This window comes from Streptomyces sp. NPDC090025 (assembly GCF_044748125.1).
In the GTDB taxonomy this organism is placed as follows: Bacteria; Actinomycetota; Actinomycetes; order Streptomycetales; family Streptomycetaceae; genus Streptomyces.
Map to the genome: position 1 here is coordinate 119,220 of NZ_JBIVFL010000011.1, position 20,502 is coordinate 139,721.

Here is a 20,502-nt window from a genome sequence, read left to right on the forward strand (position 1 = left end):
ACGGACGGAGAGCCATGGAAGCGCGCGAGATCTCAGACCTGCACGACACGATGCGGCAGCACGGAATCCCCGGCACCCTCCAGCCCGAGGACCCGGAGAACCCGAACGGCCCCTGGCGGGTGGCGGACGACGCGGGCCGGGACATCACCAGGGAGACCCTCGCCGCCGCTGCGGCAGCATCGCGTAAGAGGCCCACCCGTGGGTTCGTGATCGCGCGCTGACCGCCCAAGCACAGGCCCCGGCCGACGCGTTCCCCCACGGCCGGCCGGGGCTACCGCACCAGCTCCGCGAGCGGCACCTCAAGCGCGCCCGCGATCTGGAGCAGCAGGCCGAGACATGTTCCCCGCGCGAGCGGGGGTGTTCCGTAGAAGCGGCTGCCGCTTCGGGTGATGGTGCGGTGTTCCCCGCGTCCGCGGGGGTGTTCCGGACGAGTACGTGCGTAACGTCGCCACCGCCGGCCGTTCCCCGCGTCCGCGGGGGTCCTCACTCCTGCCTGCTGAACTTCCGCGCCGCCCACACCAGTGCCAGCACCCCCGCCCCCGCCAGCACCCCCGCCTCCAGTACCAACGGCGGCTGGTGGCCGAACCAGGTGATGCCGGGCGGTGGGGTTCCCGTCGCGGTCCGCAGGGTGATCGTGCGGCGGAGGAGGTCGACGCCGTAGGCGATCGGGTTCAGGGCGGCCAGGGGGTGGGACCACGACGGGAGGGAGGACAGGGGGAAGAAACCGCCGGACAGGAAGAGCAGCGGCATCATCACCAGGCCCAGGAGCATGTGGAAGACCTCGGGGCGGTTCAGGGTCACCGCGAGCAGGAGGCTGAGGGCCGTGAGGGTGAAGGAGGACAGGATCATGCCGCCGAGGAGCAGGAGCAGCAGGACCGGGTCGTAGGGGAGGCCGATCGTGCCCGCGAGGGTGAGGAGGACCGTGCCCTGGACCGCGGCCACCGCCGTGCCGCCCGCGCAGCTGCCGAGGAGCAGGGTGGCGCGGTGCACCGGGGCCATCAGGAGTTCGCGGAGGTAGCCGCTCTGGCGGTCGGTGATCAGACGGATGCCGACCATGATGGCCGGGGTCTGGATCGTCATCATCAGCATGCCGGGGAACAGGTACGTCCGGTAGTCGGCGCCCAGCGTCGACGTCGGGATCAGGGCGGCCAGGCCGCCACCCAGGATGAACAGGTAGAGCACCGGCTGGATCAGCATCAGCGCGGTGTGGGTGGGCTGGGACGACAGGCGCAGCAGGTCGCGGTGGACCAGGGCGTGCACCGCCCGTAGTTCCCGGCGAAGTCTGGTGGCGGGCGGGGCGGGATCGGCGGTCGGCACCGGCGGGGCGGCGGGGCGGGCCGGGGCCGTCACCGGGTCCCGCCTGCGGTCGTCGTGCCGATGGTGCGCCCGGTGTGGTGGAAGAACACGTCGTCCAGCGTCGGCGGGGTCGCCGAGGCCGCCCGTACCGGGATGTCGTGGGCCGCGAGGGCCGCGCACAGCCGGGGGATCCAGGAACTGCCGTCCGGCAGCCGGAGGGTGATGCCCTGGGATTCCCCCTTCGGCTCGGCGCCGGGCGGCAGGATCCCGGTCAGCACCCGGCGGGCGGCCGGGTCGTCGCCGGTCCGCAGCACCACCCGGTCGTCGCCGATCGCGGCCTTCAGCGCGGCCGGGGTGTCCTCGGCGACCAGCCGGCCGCCGTCGATGATGGCGAGGCGGTCGCAGTTCTCCGCCTCGTCCAGGTAGTGGGTGGTGACGAACAGGGTGATCCCGTGCCGGTCGCGCAACTCCCGCAGGTGGTCCCAGACCTGGGCGCGGGCGTGCGGGTCGAGTCCGGTGGTCGGTTCGTCGAGGAACAGGACGCGCGGCTCGTGCAGCAGGCCCCGGGCGAGTTCGACCCGGCGCCGCATCCCGCCGGACAGGGTGCGGACCGGGGACCGTCGCCGGTCGGCGAGGCCGACCGCCGCGAGGGTGTCGCCGACCCGCTGCCGGGCCTGGCGGCGGCTCATGCCGTACAACCGGGCGTGCACCGTGAGGTTCTGTTCGGCCGTCAGTTCCATGTCCAGGGCGCTGTGCTGGAACAGCATGCCGACCTGTCGTCTGACCAGGTCCGGTTGTCGCAGCACGTCGACGCCCGCGACGGTGGCGTGTCCGGCGGTGGGCCGGGCGAGGGCGCAGAGCAGCGCGATGGTGGTGGACTTCCCGGCGCCGTTGGGGCCGAGGAAGGCGAAGGTCTCGCCCTGCCGGACGTCGAGGTCGAGTCCGCCGACCGCGGTGGTCGAAGTGCCGCCCGGGCCCGGGTAGTTCTTCACCAGGCCGCGTGCGCTGATCGCGGCGGGGACGCCGGCTTCCGCGTGTGGTTGCATGGAAGGAGTCCTCGTCTGTGGACCGGAACCTGCGACGCGACGCTCCGGCCGGTGGCCGCTGTGCGGCGGCCACCGGCCGGAGGTCATCGGCCCGTTGCGGGCTCACCCGGGCGGGGTGTCGCCGAGGGAGCATGGGGTGCTCCCTCGGCGACGGCGCCCGGCACCGGGATCCGGTCCCGTACCCGGGTGTGCACCCGGGTACGGCTCCGGTCCCGCCGGGTTCGGCGTCGTGTCGATGGGGTCGACAGGACGCCCCTGGTGGCCGGTCAGGCGCAGCTGATGCCGACGCAGACGGTGTTCAGGAGCGTGAGCAGGCCGACGCACTCACAGGTGCCGCCGAAGGCGACGCCGTCGCCGGCCACCGGGTCGGTCTCCGGAAGGGCGTGGAGCTGGGCCAGCAGGTCGAGGTCGAGGTTCTCCATGACGTTCTCCTTCTCCTGATGATCTCCGTGATCGCTGCGATCACGGTGATCTCTGTGTGTTCTGGGTGTTCTGTGTGTTCTGGGTGTGCCTGTTTTCTCTGTTTTTCTCTGTGGTGCGACGGCGGAGTTCCCGCCGTCAGCCCGGCTGTCGGCACGTCACGGGGACGTCCACAGCCGGGAGCCTTGGTGGCGGACCCGCAGGAGGAACGCCAGGATGCCCGCGGCGCCGTCGCTCCAGCCCGTCGAGACGTCCCCGTACTCGTTGGGGAAGACGACGTGGCCGGCGCGGCGGGCCCGTTCGGAGGTGAGGAGGCGGGCGAGCCGTCCGGCCGCCGCGCGGTGGGCGGGTGTGCCGGTGGCGTCGGCCAGGTCGAGCAGGAAGTCACCGTTGCCCGCGAGGCCGTGGCACTGGGTGAGCGGGGCGCGCGGGGCGCGCTCGACGACGGCGTGCCCGGCCCGGTGGGCGAGGTCGGCGTACCGCTCGTCGCCGGTGGCCTGCCAGAGCCGCAGCAGGAAGCTGCCGATGCCCGCGGAGCCGTGGCACCAGTACGGGGCGGTGGGCACGGAGTCCGCTGCCTTGGCGGGCCATTGGGCGGCGCCGCCGACCCGCAGGGCCTGGGCGACCAGGCCCTCCCCCGCCGCGATCGCGAGGTCGCGGTACTCCTTGCGGCCGGTGACGTCGGCGGCGGTGAGCAGGAAGGTGGCGATGCCCGCGGTGCCGTGCGCGAAGCCGAGGTAGCGGGTGCCCTGTCCTTCGGCGGCCGGGGCGGCGGCGCTCTCGGCCGGGACCGGCCAGGTCACCCCGGACGCGTCGCGCCGGGCGGCGGCCGTCAGCCGTTCGGCGTCGGCCTCGACCAGGGTGGCGAACCGGGGGTCCCCGGTGCGCCGCCAGAGGTGGGCGGCGGCCAGGCCCGAGCCCGCGGCGCCATGGGTGATGTCATGGCTGGGGCTGGGGCTGGGCTGTTGCGGGGCGAGGGCGAGTTCCGTCGCGTGGGCGAGGAGGGCGGGGTCGTCGACCGCGCGGCCCGCGTCGTACAGCGCCCACGCGGTGCCCCGGGCACCGAAGTGCAGTCCGGGGCGGACGGTACGGGGGTCGGCGTGGGCGGCGATCCAGTGCCCGGCGGTACGGATCGCCTCGGCCAGCCGGGGATCGGCGCCGGGAGCTGCTCCGGGGTCGGCGGGTGCTCCGCCGACACCGCCGACCCCGGGGGTTGCGGGGATTCCGTGAGCTCCGTGGGTTCTGTGGATCTCCAGACATCGGGTCAGGACCGCGAGGACTCCGGCGGCGCCCTGCTGCACGGTGCACGGGTCGGTCTCCCCCGCCGTCGTCGACACCGGCCACAGCCGCCGTTCGTCGTCCGGGGTCATCGTGTCGAGCAGGTGCGCCACCATCCCGGCGATCACCACGTCGAGGTCCCCGTCCGGGCCCTCACGCCGGTAGGCGTCGGCGTCGGCGTCGGCGACCGCCCGTACCCCTGTCGTACGGTCGACTCCTGCCGTACGGCCGAGGGCGCGCACCGCCGTACGGGCCGCGGCCGGGTCCGTGCGCTCGGCGGGCTCGTCCCGCATCAGGCCGAGGACGAGCTCCGGCAGGCCGGCCGGCAGCGCGACGGCGGCGTCGCAGGCCGTGAGCCAGTCCGCGAGACGCTGTTCGGCGGTCCTGGTCGCGGGCTCCTCGGGCAGCGGGTGCGGCACCTTCCCGGTGAACAGGAAGCACAGGGTGGCGCCGAGGCTGTAGTGGTCGCCGCTCGGGGCGACGGGCGCGTGCCGCAGGCGTTCCGGGGCGCTGAAGCCGGGGGTGCCGACGGTGGTCGGGCGCGCGGTCGGCTGGTCCTCGTCGCCCGCGAGGACGGCGAGTTCCAGGTCGATGAGGCGCAGTGAACCGTCGGGTCTGACCATGACGTTGGCGGGGGTGAAGTCGCGCAGGACGCAGCCGTGGGCGTGGGCCTCGGCGAGGAGTTCGACGAGGTGTCCGGCCTGGGTCAGGGCGTCGGCGCGGTAGCGGTCGGCGCCGACGTCGCGGAAGTGCTCGGCGACCCAGGTGCGCAGCGGGCGGCCGGGGATCTCCTCCTGGGCCAGGAACAGATGGCCGGCGTGCTCGAACAGGGCGAGGGGCTCCGGGGCGAGTCCGGTGCCGCGCAGCCGCTCCAGGGTGCGGGCCTCGGCGCGCAGCCAGTCGCGGACGTCGGCGCCCGAGGCGTCGGCCTCGACGTGCGGCCGGGCCTCCTTGACGATCGCGGGTGCGCCGGTGGTGGTGTCGGTGGCCCGGTAGACGCCGCCCTTGTTGGTGAACCGGATGGCCTCCCGTACCGCGAACCGTCCGCCGAGCAGCACCGGGCCGGTGGGGGCGGGCTGGGGACGGGGCGCGGGCACGGCGGCCGGGAAGGGGCTGACCGCCCAGTCGGGCTGGGTGTACCGGCCGGTGCGCCGGTCCTCGACCGGATTGCCGTCGGGGTCCTCGTAGTACCAGACCAGCAGGCCCTCGTCGGACAGGCGCTGGCGTCCGGCGAAGGCGCCGTAGCGGTAGTGCACCAGGCTGCCGGGGGTGTACGCCCGGTCGGAGAGGATCTGCGGGCCCGCCAGGCCGAGGGTGGCCTCGTGCAGGGCGAGGGCGAGCCGGGCGGCGTCGGCGTCGGAGCGCGGGTAGACGGTGAGGAACTTGCCGGAGTTACCGCGCGGGGTGGCCCGGGAGTTGAGGGCGCCCACGTTCTCGAGGGACCGGGCGAACTTGAACGGCGAGGTGTCCGCGAGGAGGACCGGGAGCGCCTTGGCCAGGACCTCGGGCGCGGAGCCCGAGGTGGCGGACACGTGGAGCTTCCAGCCCTGGCTGCGCGGGGTGGTGGCGCGGGGGGCGAGGCGGCACCACATGTCGTCGGTGACGGTGGTCCAGCGGGCGGTGGTGTCCGAGGTCCGCAGTGCCTGGTGCAGCAGGGCTTCGAGGTCGGCCTCGGTGGCGTGGCTCGTCATGCGTGTTCCTCTCAACGGCGAAGACCGCTGGCGGAATATGCCTTCGGTAAGAACGTACAACCTGCGCCGTACGGTGGGCAGTTGGCGGTAGTGAGCGCACGGTGTCACTGCGACGCCTGATGGCGTCCACCGGCGCAACGGGGCGGCGCAGAGGAGCGCGGGACCTGCCGGCCGCCGGGGTCAAGAGCGGCCGCGAGCGATGGTTCCGCGCCCGCGGGACCCGTGTGACCTGGTGAATCGTCGGGGGGCCGCGGAGTTTTCGTCGTCGGCTTCGTCGCTTTCGGCGCACAGCTTTGCCGTCGGGCACCCGTTCGGTAAAGGCGCATATTCCGCCAGCGGGCGGCGACTGCGGTATTTCGGACATGGCCGAGAGTGCCCACTCCGGGACTGAACTGGGCCTGCGCGGACCGTTCGGGGCGCGGATCCGGCCGGGACCGCGCCCCGAACGGCTCGAAACCGGAACCGAAGCCGGAACCGAAGCCGGAACCGGAACCGTCACCGGGCGCCCGCCGCACCCCCGGCGCACCACCCAGGGTTGACATCTACATACGGTCGACCGCACTCTTAAGTATGACAGCCTTCACCGAGGAGACCGATCCGTACTGCCTGCCCGTCCTCGACGCGGCGGCCCTGCTGTTCGACGCCCCGTGGCAGCGCTATGCCGTGATCGGGGACAGCCTGTCCGCCGGTACCGGCGACCCGAGCCCCGGATACCGGGAGCTGGGGTGGTCCGACCGGTTCGCGGAGGTCCTGGGGCGGGTGCGGCCGGATCTGGCGTACCTGAACACCGCGACGGTGGGGGCGACCACCACCGAGACCATCGAGCAACAGGCCGACAAGCTCCAGGCGTTCGAGCCCGATCTGCTGCACATCCCCTGCGGGGCCAACGATCTGGTGCGGCGGAGGCCGGACTTCGACGAGATCCGGCAGAACATGCGCAAGCTGTACGAGCTGGCCGCGCAGACCGGGGCGCAGCTGACCACGTTCACGCTGGGCCGGGCCTATGTGGTGCCGGTGTTCCCCGACTGGACCGAGCGGGTGCGGACCGTCAACGACATCACCCGGGGACTCGCCGCCGAGTACGGGGCCGTGGTGGTGGACATGTGGAACCACCCGGTCAACGACCGGGACGACCTGCTGAGCGCGGACCGGATCCACTTCGCCGGGTCGGGGCAGGCCGTGATGGCGGCGGAGATGGCCAAGGCGCTGGCCGGACTGCTGGGGCGGCGCACCCGCTGAACCGCGCGGGCCCGGCCGCCCCCGCCAGGGCGGTCAGCCCAGCCGGGCCAGCACCTCGCCGCGCTCCCGGGCGAGGCCCGAGGTGATCAGCCGTCTGGCGAGACCGTGCGCGGCACGCAGCTCCGTGCCGGGCTCCACCCGCAGTTCCTGGCGCAGCACCCGCTCCGCGTCGTCGTAGGCGCGGACCGCCTCCGCGTACCGGCCCGCCCGGCGCAGCGCGATCAGCTGGCGCACCCGCAGGGCCTCGTTGAGCGGGTCGTCGGTGATGAAGCGCGGGGCGTTCAGGATCACCTTGTTGTCGTGGCCGAGCGCGAGCCAGGCGTCGAGCAGGGCACCGCGCGCGGTGGTCCGCCACTGGTGCAGCTCCTCGGCCGCCGAGGCGGTCAGCGGACCCTGCCGGGTGTCCGTCAGGGCGTCGCCCCGCCACAGGGCGAGCGCCTCCTCCAGGATCGTCGCCACCACCGACGGGGTCTTCGGCGCCAGATGGAGGCCCTGCCGGACCAGGTCGCCGAAACGGTGGGCGTCCACCCGGCCGGGCTCCAGGTTCAGCCGGTAGCCGGAGTCGACGGTCTCGATCAGGTCGGCCGGCAGCCCATGGCTCTGCAGCCGGCGCCGCACCCGGCGGATGTGCGCGTGCACCGCGTTCACGGAATCCCGTGTGGTCGCGGCCAGATCGAGTTCCTCGATCAATTCGTCCCGCCGGACGTCCTCCCCGGCGCGTAACGCGAGCACCGCGACGATGTCGCGGAGTTTCGCTCCGGGCAGTTCCACTTCCGCGTTCTCGATCTCCACGCGCAAGGTCCCCAGTACTCCGATGCGCAATTCGGCCACGGTCCGCTCCCCCTGTGTTCGCCCGTGCACGGTCGATTCCGTTCGCGCCGCGGAGCCTACGCGGCGGCCCCGCGGACCCACATCCCACACATTCGAGTAGGTGTGCGGGCGACTTCCCCGTGCATGGGTGGGTCCACGGTGCGAGACCGGACCCCGGACCGCCCGCACGACCCCTGCGATGACCAGGAAGAAGAGGTACGATCGACCGTATGGGCACTCAGTCGCGGAGCTATCCCACACGCGAGGAACAGGCGTCGATCACCGACAAGCGCCTGCTCAGAGGGGCGCGCACGCGGGAGACCGTGTTGCGGCGCGCGGTGGACGTCGCCTCGCTCGAAGGACTTGAGGACGTCAGTTTCGGCCGTCTGGCAACGGACATCGGCATGAGCAAGGCCGGGATCCAGACCCTGTTCCGGACGAAGGAATCCCTTCAACTGGCCACGATCGACTTCGCACGTGACATGTTCATCGAGGCGGTCGCGGGTCCGGCCAGGAATTCCCCGCACGGGGTGCGCCGACTGCGTTCCTTGATCGACCACTGGATCGTCTACGCGGAGACCCCGCTGTTCCAGGGCGGCTGTTTCCGGGTCGCGAACATCTCGTATTTCGACAGCAAGGAAGGGCCGGTCAGAGACGCCCTGTTCCAGCACCAGCGGGAGTGGTACGAGACCATCGGGCGCGAGTTCCGGCACGCGGTGGATTCCGGCGAGATCGCGGAGATCGACGTCGATCTGGCGGTGTTCCAGGTCGACGCGGTGCTGTGCGCGGCCAACACCGCGCTGCGGCTCGGTGACCACAGCGCCGTCGACAAGGTGCACCGGACCCTTGACGGGCTGCTGCGCACGCCCTGACCCGCCCGACGAGGTACTTGGAAGGTGCGGGGACGGTACGGAGAAGGGGGGGGGGGGGCGCGGGGGGGGGGGGGGCGGGGGGCCCGCCCCCCCCCCGCCCCCCGGCCCGGGGGGGGGCGGGGGGGGGGGGCGGGGGGCGGGGCCCCCCCCCCCCCCCCCCCCCCGGTGGTTGGGGGGGGGGGGGGGGGCGCCCGGGGGGGGGCCGGCGCCGGGGGGGGGGGGGGCCCCCGGGCCCCCCCGCCCCTTCTCCGTACCGCCGGTCAGCCCTTGGCCGGCGGGGTCTTCGGCAGCAGGAAGACCAGGACGGCGGCGACCGCGGCGATGCCGAAGGTGGTCAGCGAGGTGAGCGCGAAGGCGTGGCCCGCGGCCTCGACCCGGTCGGCGCCGCCGTTGTCGAAGGCGTGGAAGAACACCGCGCCGACCACCGCGACACCGAGCGCCCCGCCGACCTGCTGGGCGGTGGAGAGCGAGCCCGAGGCCATGCCCGCGGTCTGCGGATCGACCCTGGCGAGCACCGAGTTGAGCAGCTGGGTGATGAGCAGACCGCCGCCGACGCTCTGCAGCATCAGGGTGGGGATGACGAGCAGCGGGGTGAGCCGCGGCCCGGAGAGCAGCACCACGGCGGTGGTGAGGTAGCCGAGCGCCAGCACCACGGCGCCGAACTCCAGGACCCGGCGGCCGTACTTGGGCACCAGCTTGCCCGCGATCATGCTGCAGACGAAGAAGGTCACGGCGGCCGGGGTGTAGACGAGTCCGGCGCCGAGCGCCGACATCCCGAGGCCCTCCTGCATGGAGATGGAGAGCGAGAGGTAGTAGGAGGTGAGCAGCGCGTAGACGGCGAGGACGAGCACGATGCCGAGCGAGAACGAGCGCTGCGAGAACAGCGAGAGCCGGATCAGCGGTTCGCCGCCGCGCCGGTCGACGCCGCGCTCCAGGACGGCGAAGAGCACGAAGGCGAGGCCGCTGCCCGCCAGGCACACCCAGGTCCACCAGGGCCAGCCCATCTCGCGGCCCTGGATGAGCGGGAAGGTGAGCAGCAGCAGGGCGGCGCTGAGCAGCAGCACGCCGGGGACGTCGAGCCTGCGGGTCTGTTCGGCCCGTGACTCGGTGACCGAGCGGGCCGCGATCACCATGGTGACCAGGCCGATCGGGACGTTGACCCAGAACACCGCGCGCCAGCCGGAGCCGAACAGGTCGGCGCCGATGAGCAGACCGCCGACGAGCTGGCCGCTGACGGTGGCCATGCCGATGACGACGCCGAGGACGCCGAACACCCGGGCCCGGGCGGCCGGGGCGACGGTGAGCGTGATGATGGCGAAGACCTGCGGGACCATGAGGGCGGCGCCGAAGCCCTGGACGATCCGGGAGACGATCAGCACGGCGGCGCTGCCCGCGAGGGCGCAGGCGACGGAGGAGAGCGTGAAGACCGCCGTGCCGATGAGGTAGAGGCGCTTGCGCCCGTAGAGATCGGCGAGCCTGCCGCCGGTGATCATGAAGACGGCGTAGCTCAACTGGTAGCCCGCGAGGACCCATTGGAGCTCGCCCGCGGTGGCCCCGAGGTCCTCCTGGACGGCCGGTCCGGCGACCACCACGATGAACGAGTCCAGGATCGCCATGAACATCCCGACCATGACGGTCGCGACGGCGGTCCAGGGGACCTCGGCCGTGGGGCCGGACGATGCCGGATCCGCCGCTCTCAGGCTCTGACTGGCATGCGACACGTGAGGCTTCCCTTCCCTGGCACGACGTACGGGCTCCGCTTTCCCGAGCCCATACAAACCATACGCACGACCGTATGCCTACTGCAATCGGGTTCCCTCGTCCGTGCGCGCGGAACGGGCCACGGGGCGGTCCTCGGAACGGGCCACGCCACTGCCCCCGAACCGGAACGCCGCCGGGTCGGGCTTGCGGGTGGCCAGCCAGTAGGAGCTGCCGGTGCCGGGCCAGGACTGCCGGTTGACGCCCCGGTGGTCGAGGAACCAGCTGTGGCAGCCGCCCGAGTTCCACACCGAGCCGGCCAGCTTCCCGTGCAGCGTGTCGTTGAACCGGCGCTGCACCTCGTCCCGTACCTCCAGGCGGGTCGACCGGCGTCGGCGCATCAGCTTCAGGCACTCCACGATGTAGTGCAGCTGGGCCTCGATGACGAAGAGGATCGACTGGGCGCCGCCGCCCGAGTTCGGGCCCATCAGCATGAAGAGGTTCGGGAACCCGGCGACCGTGGTGCCGAGATGGGCGGTCATGCCGTCCCGCCACGCCTCCTGGATGGTCAGCCCGTCCCGGCCGACGATGTGCTCGGTCGCGCACCGGTTGTCGGTGGAGAAACCCGTCGCCAGGATCACCACGTCCGCCGGGTGGAACTCCCCGTCCTTGGTGCGGATCCCGTCCTCGGTGAACTCCTCGATGCCCGAGGTGGTCAGCGACACGTCGGGGCGCTGCAGGGCCGGGAAGTAGTCGTTGGTCAGCAGGATCCGCTTGCAGCCGATGCGGTACGAGGGGGTCAGCTTCGCCCGCAGCTCCGGGTCCGGCACCTGCTTGGCCAGGGTGCGCCGGGCGGCGAACTCCAGGATGCCGACCCAGCGGGGGTTGAGGAAGGCGAGCACCGGCAGCTCATGGGTCCAGTAGGCGGTGAGCCGGTAGAGCCGCTGGACGAACGGCGCCGCCTTGAACAGCCGCCGCTCCAGCTGCTTCAGCGGCCGGTCGGCCTTGGGCAGCACCCAGTGCGCGTTGCGCTGGAAGACGTCGACGTGGCTCGCCACGCCCGCGATCTTCGGGATGAACTGCACGGCGCTGGAACCGGTGCCGATCACCGCGACCCGCTTGCCCCGCAGGTCGACCGAGTCGTCCCAGCGCGCCGAGTGGAACAGCTCGCCCTTGAAGCCGCCCATGCCGGGCAGCTCGGGGACGTGCGGCTGGTGCAGCGCGCCGTGGGCGAGGACCACCACCCGCGGCCGGTACTCCTGCCCGGACCTGGTGACCACGTGCCAGCGGTCGGCCGCCTCGTCGAACTCGTACGACACCGCCTCGGCGCCGAACCGCAGATACGGTTCGAGCTCGCGCTCCTTCACCACCTGCTTGATGTAGTCGAGGATCTCCGGCTGTTCGGCGTACATCCGGCTCCAGTCGCGGTTCGGCGCGAAGGAGTACGAGTACATGACGCTGGCCACGTCGCAGGCGCAGCCGGGGTAGGTGTTCTCGCGCCAGGTGCCGCCGACGCCGTCGGCCTTCTCCAGGACGACGAAGTCCCGGTGCCCCGCGTCGAGCAGCTTCACCGCCATGCCCAGGCCGGCGAAGCCGGTCCCCACGATCAGGACGTCGGGGGTCTCGACCGTGCTGTCGGTCTGCTGCGCTTTCGCTCGGGCCATCGGGTCTCTCCTCGTCTGGGCGTCCGCCGGGGCAGTGACCCAGCATCGGGCCCGCCCCTGAAACGGCGCTGTCCGCTCCGCGCGGGCCGCTTCAGGGGCGCGTCAGGGGGGTCGGCGAGCATCGCTGGCCGGACCCCTCGCCCTTGCGGCGGACGTGACGGGAGAGCTGATCCTTCTTGAGTGCTTCGGACACCACGCCGAGGAAGCCACGGGCCCGGCGCGTGCACATCATCGTGATCGGCGGCGGGCTCGCGGGCCTCGCCGCCGCCGTCCGGCTGCGCCGCCGGGGCATCCGGGACTTCCTGGTGCTCGACCGGGGGGACCGGGTCGGCGGCACCTGGCGGGACAACACCTATCCGGGGGCGGCCTGTGACGTGCCGTCCCACCTCTACTCGTACTCCTTCGCGCTCAACCCCGGCTGGAGCCGGTCCTTCTCGCCGCAGCCGGAGATCCAGGCGTACATCGAGAAGGTCGCCCGCCGGTACGGCGCCGCCGAGCACCAGGTCACGGAGTGCGAGGTGCTGGGCGCGCGCTGGCGGGAGGAGGCCGGGCTCTGGGAGGTCGAGACCTCCCGGGGGACGTACGAGGCCACCGTCCTGGTCGGTGCCTTCGGGGCGCTGTGCGAGCCCGCGCTGCCGGACATCCCGGGGCTCGCCTCGTTCGCCGGGGAGGTCCACCACTCGGCGCGCTGGGACCACGGCACCGAGCTGGCCGGGAAGCGGGTGGCGGTGGTCGGCACCGGGGCCTCCGCGATCCAGATCGTGCCCGCCATCGCCCCGCACGTCGCCGAACTGCGGGTGCACCAGCGGACCGCGCCGTGGGTGATGCCCCGGCTCGACCGCGGCTACTCCCGGGCCGAGCGGTTCGCCTGCCGCTGGGTGCCGTTCTACCAGCGGACCTGGCGGGCCGGTCTGTACTGGGCGCACGAGGCGCAGGCGATCGCCCTCGCGAAGGTCCCGGCACTGCTCAAACCGGTCGAGCTGCTGGCCAGGGCCAAGCTCCGCCGCGAGGTGCGCGATCCGGCGGTACGGCGCGGGCTGCGGCCCGACTACGCGCTGGGCTGCAAGCGGATCCTGCTGTCCAACACGTACTACCCGGCGTTCAACCACGACCATGTGCGGCTGGTCACCGACGCCATCACCGAGATCCGGGAGAAGTCCGTGGTCACCGCGGACGGCACGGAACACCCCACGGACGTCCTGGTGTTCGCGACCGGCTTCCACGTCACGGACTCGCCGATGTACGAGCGGATCACCGGCGCGGACGGGCGCAGCCTCGCCGAGGTGTTCGCCACCGTCGGGCGGCGCTGCTACAAGGGCACCGCGATCGCCGGATTCCCCAACATGTTCCTGCTCGTGGGCCCGAACACCGGCCTCGGCCACAACTCGATGATCTTCATGATCGAGTCGCAGGTGCGGTACCTGCTCGGCGCGCTCGACGCGATGCGCGAGCGCGGACTGCGCCGGGTCGAGGTCCGCGAGGACGCCCAGGAACGCTTCTACCAGGGCCTGCAGAGCGCCCTGGCGCGCAGTGTCTGGAACACCGGCGGCTGCGCCAGCTGGTACCTGGACCGGCACGGCGCCAACACCACGATGTGGCCCGGCTTCTCGTACGCCTTCCGCCGCATCACCCGCACGTTCGACATCGACGCCTACCACATCGCGAGGTGAGCACCGGCATGGCACGCAAGCCGCTGGACAGCTTCAAGGACAAGGTCGTCGCGATCACCGGCGCCGGCTCCGGCATCGGGCGCGCGCTCGCCGTACGGCTCACCGAGCTCGGCGCGCATCTCGCGCTGTCCGACATCGACGCCGCCGGGGTCGAGGAGACCGCCCGGATCTGCTCGGAGCACGGCAGGGACGTCTGGGCCACCCGCCTCGACGTCACCGAGCGGGAGGCGGTGACCGCCTACGCGCACGACGTACGGGCCTACTTCGGCACCGTCCACCAGCTCTACAACAACGCGGGCGTGGCCTTCTACGGGGAGGTGGAGCGCCAGTCGTTCAAGGACGTCGAGCGGGTGATGGACGTCAACTTCTGGGGCACGGTGGCCATGACCCGGTCGTTCCTGCCCTATCTGATCGCCTCGCACGACGGGCACGTCGTCAATGTCTCCAGCCTGTTCGGCCTGATCACCTATCCGGGCCAGAGCGCCTACACGGCCTCGAAGTTCGCCGTCCGCGGCTTCACCGAGACGCTGCGCCAGGAGATGCTGCTCGCCCGCTATCCGGTCAAGGTGACGGCGGTCCACCCGGGCGGCGTCAAGACGGCGGTGGCCCGCAACGCCGGGGCCGCCGACGGGCTCGACGCCGCCGCCATCGCCCGGGCCTTCGACCGCAGGCTCGCCCTGCACAGCCCCGAGACGGCGGCCGAGGCGATCGTGCGCGGGGTGCACGGCGGCCGGGCCAGGATCGTGATCGGCGCCGAGGCGAAGGCGCTGGAACGCTTCGGCCGGCTCGCGCCGGTGGCCTCGCAGCGGTTCGGCGCCGTGATGTCGCGGGTGCTGCGGATCGCGCCGCGCCCGGGTGCGCGGCGGTGAGCCCGGTGCGGCCGGTGGGGCTGACCGTGCCGCCGCGGCCGGTGCGGCTGCCGCTGCCGGTGGTCCGGGCGCTGCTGCACCCGTTCTTCCGGGCGGTGTTCCGGCCCGGGGTGCCGTGGTCCGCGCAGCGGCTGCTGCTCGACGCGTTCTCGGCGGGGCAGCCGCTGCCCCGGGGCACCCGGGTGGACCGGCTGGCGCTCGGCGCCCGGCGGGCCGAGCGGGTGACGGTGGGGCCGGTCGGCGGGCCGGGTGCGGTGCTCCATCTGCACGGCGGCGGCTACACGGTCGGTTCCCTGGCCACCCACCGCTCGTTCGCCGCCCATCTGGCCGCGGCCACCCGCCGTCCGGTCTATCTGCTCGACTACCGGCTCGCCCCGGAGCACCCGTACCCGGCCGCCCTGGAGGACACCCTCGCGGCGATCGAGGCGCTGGCCCGTACCGAGGAGCATCCGGCCGGGACGCTGGCGCTCACCGGGGACTCGGCGGGCGGCGGCATCGCGCTCGCCGCGGCCCAGCGGCTGACGGCCGCCGCCGGGGCCGGTGACGGTACGGGGGCGGGCCCGGAGACCGGTGACGGCTCGGGCCCGGCGGCTGCCACCGGCCGTCCCGGCGCTCCGGTGCTCGCGGCGCTCGGCCTGGTGTCGCCGTGGGCCGACCCCGGCGAGGTCGCCGACGGCCGCCGGGACCTGGTGGTCAGCCGGGCCTGGGGGCTCGCCTGCGCCGCCGCCTACCTCGGCGAAGGGGACCCCGACGACCCGCGGTTCGCGCCGCTGAAGGGCCCGCTCGGCGGGCTCCCGCCGGTCTATCTGCACACCAACCGGCGGGAGTTGCTGTACGCGCAGGGGCTGCGGCTGGCCGCCGCGCTGCGCCGGGCCGGGGTGCCGGTGACGCTGGTGGAGAGCGCGACGCTGTGGCACGCGGCGCAGGCCCAGGCGGGGCTTGTCGCGGAGGCCGCGGCCTCGGTCCGTGACCTGGCCGTCTTCCTGTCCGCCCGGTGGACCCGGCCGGGCGAGGGCGAGGCCCGGGTCACCCCGCTGCGCGGTGCGGCCGCGCGCGGTGGCTGACCCGCGGGCCGCCGTGCCGGTCCCCCCACGGAAGAGCTCCCGGCCGCAGGGCCGGGAGCTTCTTCCGCGTGCGCGGGCCGGTCAGGGCAGCACGCCGAGCCGCACCGCCCAGTCGTCGGCGAGCCGGTCGGCCAGGCCGGTGAGGGCGTCGCGGCGCAGCCGCCGGGTGTACCGGCGGACGGCGTCCGGGTCGTCGGATCCGACGGTGCCGATGCCGACGCCGTCGGTGCCTCCGGTGCCGATGCCTTCGGTGCCGTCGGTGCCGGGCCCGGCGGGCGCGGCGGCATCGTCCCGGAGGTCCGGCGCCTCCGGCGCGGCGGTCGCGGGCGCGGTGCTCATTCGGGACTTCCGGCGTCCGCGGCCTGTTTCGCGTAATGCGCGGAGACGAAGCGGGAGATGTTCTCCGCGGTGGCCTTCGCGGATGCCGAGACGAACGGCTCCAGGGTCTTCTCCAGGGCCCGTCCCGCTATTCCGCCGAAGAGGGTGAAGCCGATCCGGACCTCGACCTCGCTGCGGTTTCCGGGGAGTTCCCGGAAGAGGAAGTCGGTGGTGGACTTCATGCCGGAGACGGAGGCGTAGGAGAGCCGGGCGTTCTCCTCCCAGCGCACGTTCTCGATGGTCGACTTCTGGGTGGAGGCACCGATCTTGATGGCGGATTCGAAGCGGGCGCCGAGCCCCTGGTCGCGTTCGCCGACCGGCCGGTAGAGGGTCATTCCGTGCCAGTACTCCAGGACGTTCCGGTAGTCGTCCAGATAGGCGAAGGTGAAGGCGAGCGGTGCGTCGCACACCGCGGTGAAACGTACTTCGGACACGTCGGTTCCCTTCAGATGATGTTGGTCGCCCTGGCCACGCTCCACAGGGAACGCGGGGAAAGGCCGCCGTCGAAGGCGAAGTACTCGGGAAGGACGGCGTCGGGATACCACTTGGATTTGTATTCCAATTGGCTCTTCGCCGGGTAGACACGGTCACCGTGCTCGGCGATCCACCGGACGACCTTGGCCGCCGTCCGGCTCGCGGCCGGCAGTTCGTGGTCCTCGTCGAGGCCGGTGAACGGGGTGAAGCCGAAGTGGAGCCACTCGGTCCCGGCCGCCCGCATGTCCTCGATGGCCTGTGAGTTGATCGCCTCCATCACCCCGGGCGGGGCGTCCGGGAGCCGTCGGCTCAGGTCGTGCAGCCAGCCGGGACGGGTGCCCCAGACCGGCGCGTACGACACATAGGCGATGGCCACGCCGTCGATGCGGCCCACGTACAGCTTGCGCATCGGCTGCCAGTCGCCGCCGATCTCGCCGATGAGGAAGGCGAGTTCCTTGGTGTGCCGGCCCTTGTCGCGCAGCCAGCGCTCGTTGATCGCGCCGATCTCGTCGGCGACGTGCGCCGGGTCGACCTCGGCGATCTCCAGGCCCGCCCGGACCGCCCGGGAGATCTTGTTCCGCAGCCGCACGAAACGCTTTCCGCGCAGGCTGAACTCCTTCAGGCCCACGGCGTACGAGGCACCCACCTGGTTCACGGTGAGGCCGAGCCCGCCGAGCAGTTCGGCGTCGGCCCGCTGCAATTGGGCGCCGATCACCTTGCAGCCGTTCTCATGGGCGTGGTCGAGGAACCGGGATTCCAGTTCGGTCGCACAGGACGGGTCCGCGAAAGGCCCGCCGAACTGGATCCAGCGACGCCCCTGCACCCGATAGCACACGAAACCGTCGAGGCCGTCGTGGCGGAAGTACCGGTTGCCCCGGTTGAGGGCGAGAAAGGCGCTGGGATTGTCCGCGTGGCGTTCCAGCGCCGAGGCGATCGGTCCGGAGCCTTCCGGCCGGAGCGAGTCGGGCATCTGCATGCTCTGTCCTCACCTACGGAAAAGGGTCGGCCAGAAGCTAACGGGCCGCCCTGACACGCGCCCCACTTCGGCCGGCCCGGGATGTCAGGCCCGTTTCAGGGGCGCTGTCGATACTTCCTGTCGCAGCGCCGACAACGAGGCGCACCTCATCGCGCCGCCGGTGCGGACATCTATCTAGCGGGGTCACTTTGGCAGCCGAGACGCAGACAATCCCCACGCTCAGCAGTTATGTGCGGGGCAAGGACATCGACAGCGGCAAGTGGGTCTATGTGCTTTCGGCCCGCTCCGTGCTCGACGACTCGTTCGCGAGTCTCACCCTGAAACGGCGGCTCGAGGCCGGCACGGTCTCCCCCGCCGAGGTGCCCGCCGGCGTCATCGCCGGCCGGGTGGCGCTCGCCGACAAGGCGACCGTGGAGGACGCGCTCCAGGCGGCGGCGGACGCGGTGCGGACCTGGCGGGCCACCCCGCTGTCGGTGCGCTTCGACGGCTGGATGGAGCTGCTGCGCGCCACCATCGAGGAGCGCAGGGACGAACTGGTGGAGCTGCTCACCCTGGAGGGGCATCCGCTGGAGCTCGCCCGCTGGGAGATCTCCGGCATGCGGGAGCTGGCCCGGCCGGAGTCGGCCGCCTTCCTGCGCACCCAGCTGCACCAGGAGTTCCAGGTCGACGGGCGCCGCAACATCGTGCGGCGGCAGGCCGACGGCGTCGTCTGCATCACCCCGCCCGCGAACGCGCCGCTGGTCAGCGCGCTGCTGGGGACGATGTGCATCCCCGGTGGCAACGCGGCCGTGATCCGGGCGCCGCGCACCGCCCCGTACGGCATCAGCTACGCCCTGCGGCACATCATCGCGCCGATCCTCGACGAGCTCGGGGCGCCGCCCGGCGTCCTCAACGTGGTGTGCGGCAACCCGGCGCCGATGATCGACGCCTGGCTGGAGAGCCCGCTCGTCGACGACGTCATGTTCTTCGGTGACGTTCCGGCCGGGCTCAAGCTGGAGCGGCGCTGTGTCGAGGCGGGCAAGAAGCCGATCCTGGAACTCGCGGGCAACGACGCGGTGCTGGTGTGGAAGGACGCCGACCTGGACGGGGCGGCGGACGCGCTGGCCGAGAGCTTCTACGGCTCAGGGCAGCTGTGCATGGTGCCGAACCAGGCGATCGCGCACCCGGAGATCGCGGACGCGCTGATCGCGAAGGTCGCGGAGCGCGCCGAGCGGCTCCGGCCCGGCTATCCGGACCAGCCGGGGGTGCATCTGTCGCCGGTGCTGCGGCACGACAAGTTCCACGACTTCCTGACCGACGCGGTGGAGCGCGGCGCCGAGGTGGTCACCGGCGGGCACGGCCTCGCGCTCGACGGGACCGTCGACGACAGCGCCGGGTTCTTCCTGCAGCCGACCGTGCTGCGGGTGGACGGGCTGCGCCGCGCCCGTGAGGTGCGGGCGGTCCGCGAGGAGACGTTCTTCCCGCTGCTTCCGGTGGTGGTGCCGGAGGTGATGGGCGACGAGGCGCTGCTCGACGCCTGCATGGAGTTCGTGAACTCCAACGCGTACGGGCTGCGCAACTCACTCTGGGCGCGCGACGAGAAGGTCGTCGACCGCTATGTCGCCGATGTGGCGACCGGCGGCCTGGTGAAGGTCAACGACTCGCACATCGCGTTCACCGCGCCGCTGCCGTCGCACGGCGGCACCGGGCTCACCGGCGGCGCGTTCGGCGAGGCCAACTACCCGGTCCTGCGGACCACCCACCTACAGGGCGTCTCGGTGGTCGGACGGCCGTCCCGCCCGTCGGACGCATCGGCCGAATCCCACGAATCCCACGAATCGAACGGATCCCACGAAGAGGAGAGCGGCGTTGCGATCGCTTGACGAGGCCCGCGCGGTCTGTGAGCACCATCTGCCCGGTCTGCTGTCGAAGCTGGCCGAACTGCCCCTGGCCGAGCTGGAGAAGCCGGGCAACCCGGGCCTCGACCTGTTCAAGGCGGCCGGCGGGCCCGCCCTGGTGATCCCCAAGGCGTACGCGGGGCGGGGCGCGACCGCCCTGGAGGCGGTGCAGGTGACCCGGGCGATCGGGGCCGCGGCGCCGTCCCTCGCGGTGGCGTCGACCATGCACCACTTCTCGGTCGCGACGATCTTCACGCTGGCCGAGAGCCTGCGGTCCAGCGGGGTCGAGTGGGCGCTCCTGGAGGGCATCGCCACCCAGAACCTGCTGGTGTCGTCGGGCTTCGCCGAGGGCAACGCCGGGCAGGGCATCCTCTCCCCCACGGTCTCGGCGGTCCGCGCCGAGGGCGGCGTGATCGTCAACGGCGCCAAGAAGCCGTGCAGCATGTCCCGTTCGATGGACCTGCTGTCGGCGAGCATCGTGCTGCCGCGCGAGGACGGCACCCCGGAGACGGTGCTGATGCTGCTGCCCGCGGAGACCGAGGGCGTGTCGGTGCACCCGTTCTGGAAGAGCGACGTGCTCGGCGGCGCGGAGAGCGACGAGGTGCGGCTCACCGACGTGTTCGTCGACGAGCGGCTGCTGGTGCCGACCGAGACCGGCGACGGGGGCGAGATCGACGAGCTCCAGACGATCGGTCTGATGTGGTTCGAGATGCTGATCACCTCCTGCTACCTGGGGATGGCCAGCGCGCTGGTGGAGAAGGCGTTCGCGAACCCGCGGGTCGCCCCCGCCACCGTCGCCGAGCTCGGCGTCCGGATCGAGACCGCCGCCCAGCTCCTGGAGGGCATCGCCCGGCAGCTGATCGCGGGCGACGGCGACAACGCGGCCCTGGCGAGGGCGCTGACCGCCCGCTACGCCGCCCAGGAGGCCATCGTCGACGCGGCCCGCAGGGCGGTGGAGGCGCTCGGCGGCATGGCGTACATCGGCTCGGCCGACGTCGCCTATCTGCTCGCGGCGACCCACTGCGTGTCGTTCCACCCGCCGTCGAAGGCGTCGACCGCGGCGGCGCTCGCGGCCGGTTTCCGCGGCGGCGTGGTCCGTTTCGAGTGAGCCGGGCCCTGCGCGTACCCGTACCGGTGCCCGTACCCGTACCCGTACCCGCGCCCGTGCGCGTTCCGGCCG

General features: G+C 72.7%; 18 protein-coding genes. 8 read left to right on the forward strand and 10 right to left on the reverse strand.

The window, feature by feature from the left end:
- The first annotated feature begins 14 nt into the window (after positions 1 to 14).
- Positions 15 to 221: a hypothetical protein gene (locus ACIPXM_RS24135; RefSeq protein ID WP_401658785.1), complete on the forward strand. Its 207-nt coding sequence runs from the start codon at positions 15 to 17 to the stop codon at positions 219 to 221.
- Between the two features lie 262 nt (positions 222 to 483).
- Here the strand turns inward: ACIPXM_RS24135 and ACIPXM_RS24140 are convergent, their stop codons facing one another.
- From ACIPXM_RS24140 to lanL, 4 genes are all read right to left on the reverse strand, one after another.
- Positions 484 to 1,350, reverse strand: a complete 867-nt coding sequence (locus ACIPXM_RS24140; protein WP_401658787.1) for an ABC transporter permease — start codon at positions 1,348 to 1,350, stop codon at positions 484 to 486.
- Positions 1,347 to 2,342, reverse strand: a complete 996-nt coding sequence (locus ACIPXM_RS24145; RefSeq protein WP_401658790.1) for an ATP-binding cassette domain-containing protein — start codon at positions 2,340 to 2,342, stop codon at positions 1,347 to 1,349. The genes ACIPXM_RS24140 and ACIPXM_RS24145 overlap by 4 nt, the downstream gene beginning before the upstream one ends.
- Positions 2,343 to 2,608: 266 nt before the next feature.
- On the reverse strand, positions 2,609 to 2,764 hold the full coding sequence (locus ACIPXM_RS24150) for a VenA family class IV lanthipeptide (RefSeq protein ID WP_401658792.1): 156 nt from the start codon (positions 2,762 to 2,764) through the stop codon (positions 2,609 to 2,611).
- Positions 2,765 to 2,920: 156 nt separating this feature from the next.
- The gene (gene lanL / locus ACIPXM_RS24155) at positions 2,921 to 5,731 is read right to left on the reverse strand and encodes a class IV lanthionine synthetase LanL (RefSeq protein WP_401658795.1); all 2,811 of its coding nucleotides are present in this window, start codon (positions 5,729 to 5,731) and stop codon (positions 2,921 to 2,923) included.
- A gap of 570 nt (positions 5,732 to 6,301) precedes the next feature.
- Here lanL and ACIPXM_RS24160 point away from each other — a divergent pair.
- Entirely contained in the window at positions 6,302 to 6,970 is a 669-nt protein-coding gene (locus ACIPXM_RS24160) for an SGNH/GDSL hydrolase family protein (protein ID WP_401658798.1), read from the forward strand.
- Between the two features lie 33 nt (positions 6,971 to 7,003).
- Here ACIPXM_RS24160 and ACIPXM_RS24165 read toward each other — a convergent pair whose 3' ends face one another.
- Positions 7,004 to 7,801 carry a BTAD domain-containing putative transcriptional regulator gene (locus ACIPXM_RS24165; RefSeq protein ID WP_401658800.1) on the reverse strand — a complete coding sequence of 266 codons (798 nt, stop codon included), beginning with the start codon at positions 7,799 to 7,801 and terminating at the stop codon, positions 7,004 to 7,006.
- 209 nt (positions 7,802 to 8,010) lie between these two features.
- Here ACIPXM_RS24165 and ACIPXM_RS24170 point away from each other — a divergent pair, with 209 nt between their 5' ends.
- Positions 8,011 to 8,652: a TetR/AcrR family transcriptional regulator gene (locus ACIPXM_RS24170; RefSeq protein ID WP_401658803.1), complete on the forward strand. Its 642-nt coding sequence runs from the start codon at positions 8,011 to 8,013 to the stop codon at positions 8,650 to 8,652.
- Positions 8,653 to 8,912: 260 nt separating this feature from the next.
- Here the strand turns inward: ACIPXM_RS24170 and ACIPXM_RS24175 are convergent, their stop codons facing one another.
- Together ACIPXM_RS24175 and ACIPXM_RS24180 are read right to left on the reverse strand one after the other, a co-directional pair.
- Positions 8,913 to 10,373, reverse strand: coding sequence for an MFS transporter (locus ACIPXM_RS24175; protein WP_401658806.1), 1,461 nt, complete (start codon positions 10,371 to 10,373; stop codon positions 8,913 to 8,915).
- A 78-nt stretch (positions 10,374 to 10,451) separates the two neighbouring features.
- Positions 10,452 to 12,014: a flavin-containing monooxygenase gene (locus tag ACIPXM_RS24180; protein ID WP_401658809.1), complete on the reverse strand. Its 1,563-nt coding sequence runs from the start codon at positions 12,012 to 12,014 to the stop codon at positions 10,452 to 10,454.
- A gap of 221 nt (positions 12,015 to 12,235) precedes the next feature.
- On the opposite strand from ACIPXM_RS24180, the gene ACIPXM_RS24185 reads away from it, so the two are divergent.
- Genes ACIPXM_RS24185 through ACIPXM_RS24195 form a run of 3 tightly spaced genes read left to right on the forward strand, consistent with a single transcriptional unit; the run spans position 12,236 to position 15,617 of the window.
- Complete coding sequence (locus ACIPXM_RS24185) at positions 12,236 to 13,684, forward strand: flavin-containing monooxygenase (protein WP_401658812.1); 1,449 nt, start codon at positions 12,236 to 12,238, stop codon at positions 13,682 to 13,684.
- Between the two features lie 8 nt (positions 13,685 to 13,692).
- A complete protein-coding gene (locus ACIPXM_RS24190; protein ID WP_401658815.1) occupies positions 13,693 to 14,553 on the forward strand; it encodes an SDR family NAD(P)-dependent oxidoreductase in 861 nt (286 codons plus the stop codon).
- Entirely contained in the window at positions 14,550 to 15,617 is a 1,068-nt protein-coding gene (locus tag ACIPXM_RS24195; protein WP_401658818.1) for an alpha/beta hydrolase fold domain-containing protein, read from the forward strand. The genes ACIPXM_RS24190 and ACIPXM_RS24195 overlap by 4 nt, the downstream gene beginning before the upstream one ends.
- A gap of 81 nt (positions 15,618 to 15,698) precedes the next feature.
- On the opposite strand, the gene ACIPXM_RS24200 is transcribed toward ACIPXM_RS24195, so the two are convergent.
- The 3 genes from ACIPXM_RS24200 to ACIPXM_RS24210 are packed head-to-tail and all read right to left on the reverse strand — an operon-like array spanning position 15,699 to position 17,439.
- Entirely contained in the window at positions 15,699 to 15,956 is a 258-nt protein-coding gene (locus ACIPXM_RS24200; RefSeq protein WP_401658821.1) for a hypothetical protein, read from the reverse strand.
- Positions 15,953 to 16,429 (reverse strand): SRPBCC family protein, encoded by a 477-nt coding sequence (locus tag ACIPXM_RS24205; RefSeq protein ID WP_401658824.1) that lies wholly within the window; start codon positions 16,427 to 16,429, stop codon positions 15,953 to 15,955. Before ACIPXM_RS24205 ends, ACIPXM_RS24200 begins: the two co-directional genes overlap by 4 nt.
- Positions 16,430 to 16,440: 11 nt before the next feature.
- Positions 16,441 to 17,439, reverse strand: coding sequence for a bifunctional lysylphosphatidylglycerol flippase/synthetase MprF (locus ACIPXM_RS24210; RefSeq protein ID WP_401659173.1), 999 nt, complete (start codon positions 17,437 to 17,439; stop codon positions 16,441 to 16,443).
- A 194-nt stretch (positions 17,440 to 17,633) separates the two neighbouring features.
- Here ACIPXM_RS24210 and ACIPXM_RS24215 point away from each other — a divergent pair, with 194 nt between their 5' ends.
- Positions 17,634 to 19,307 carry an aldehyde dehydrogenase family protein gene (locus ACIPXM_RS24215; protein ID WP_401658827.1) on the forward strand — a complete coding sequence of 558 codons (1,674 nt, stop codon included), beginning with the start codon at positions 17,634 to 17,636 and terminating at the stop codon, positions 19,305 to 19,307.
- Positions 19,294 to 20,430 (forward strand): acyl-CoA dehydrogenase, encoded by a 1,137-nt coding sequence (locus tag ACIPXM_RS24220; protein WP_401658830.1) that lies wholly within the window; start codon positions 19,294 to 19,296, stop codon positions 20,428 to 20,430. The genes ACIPXM_RS24215 and ACIPXM_RS24220 overlap by 14 nt, the downstream gene beginning before the upstream one ends.
- Positions 20,431 to 20,502: the final 72 nt, after the last annotated feature.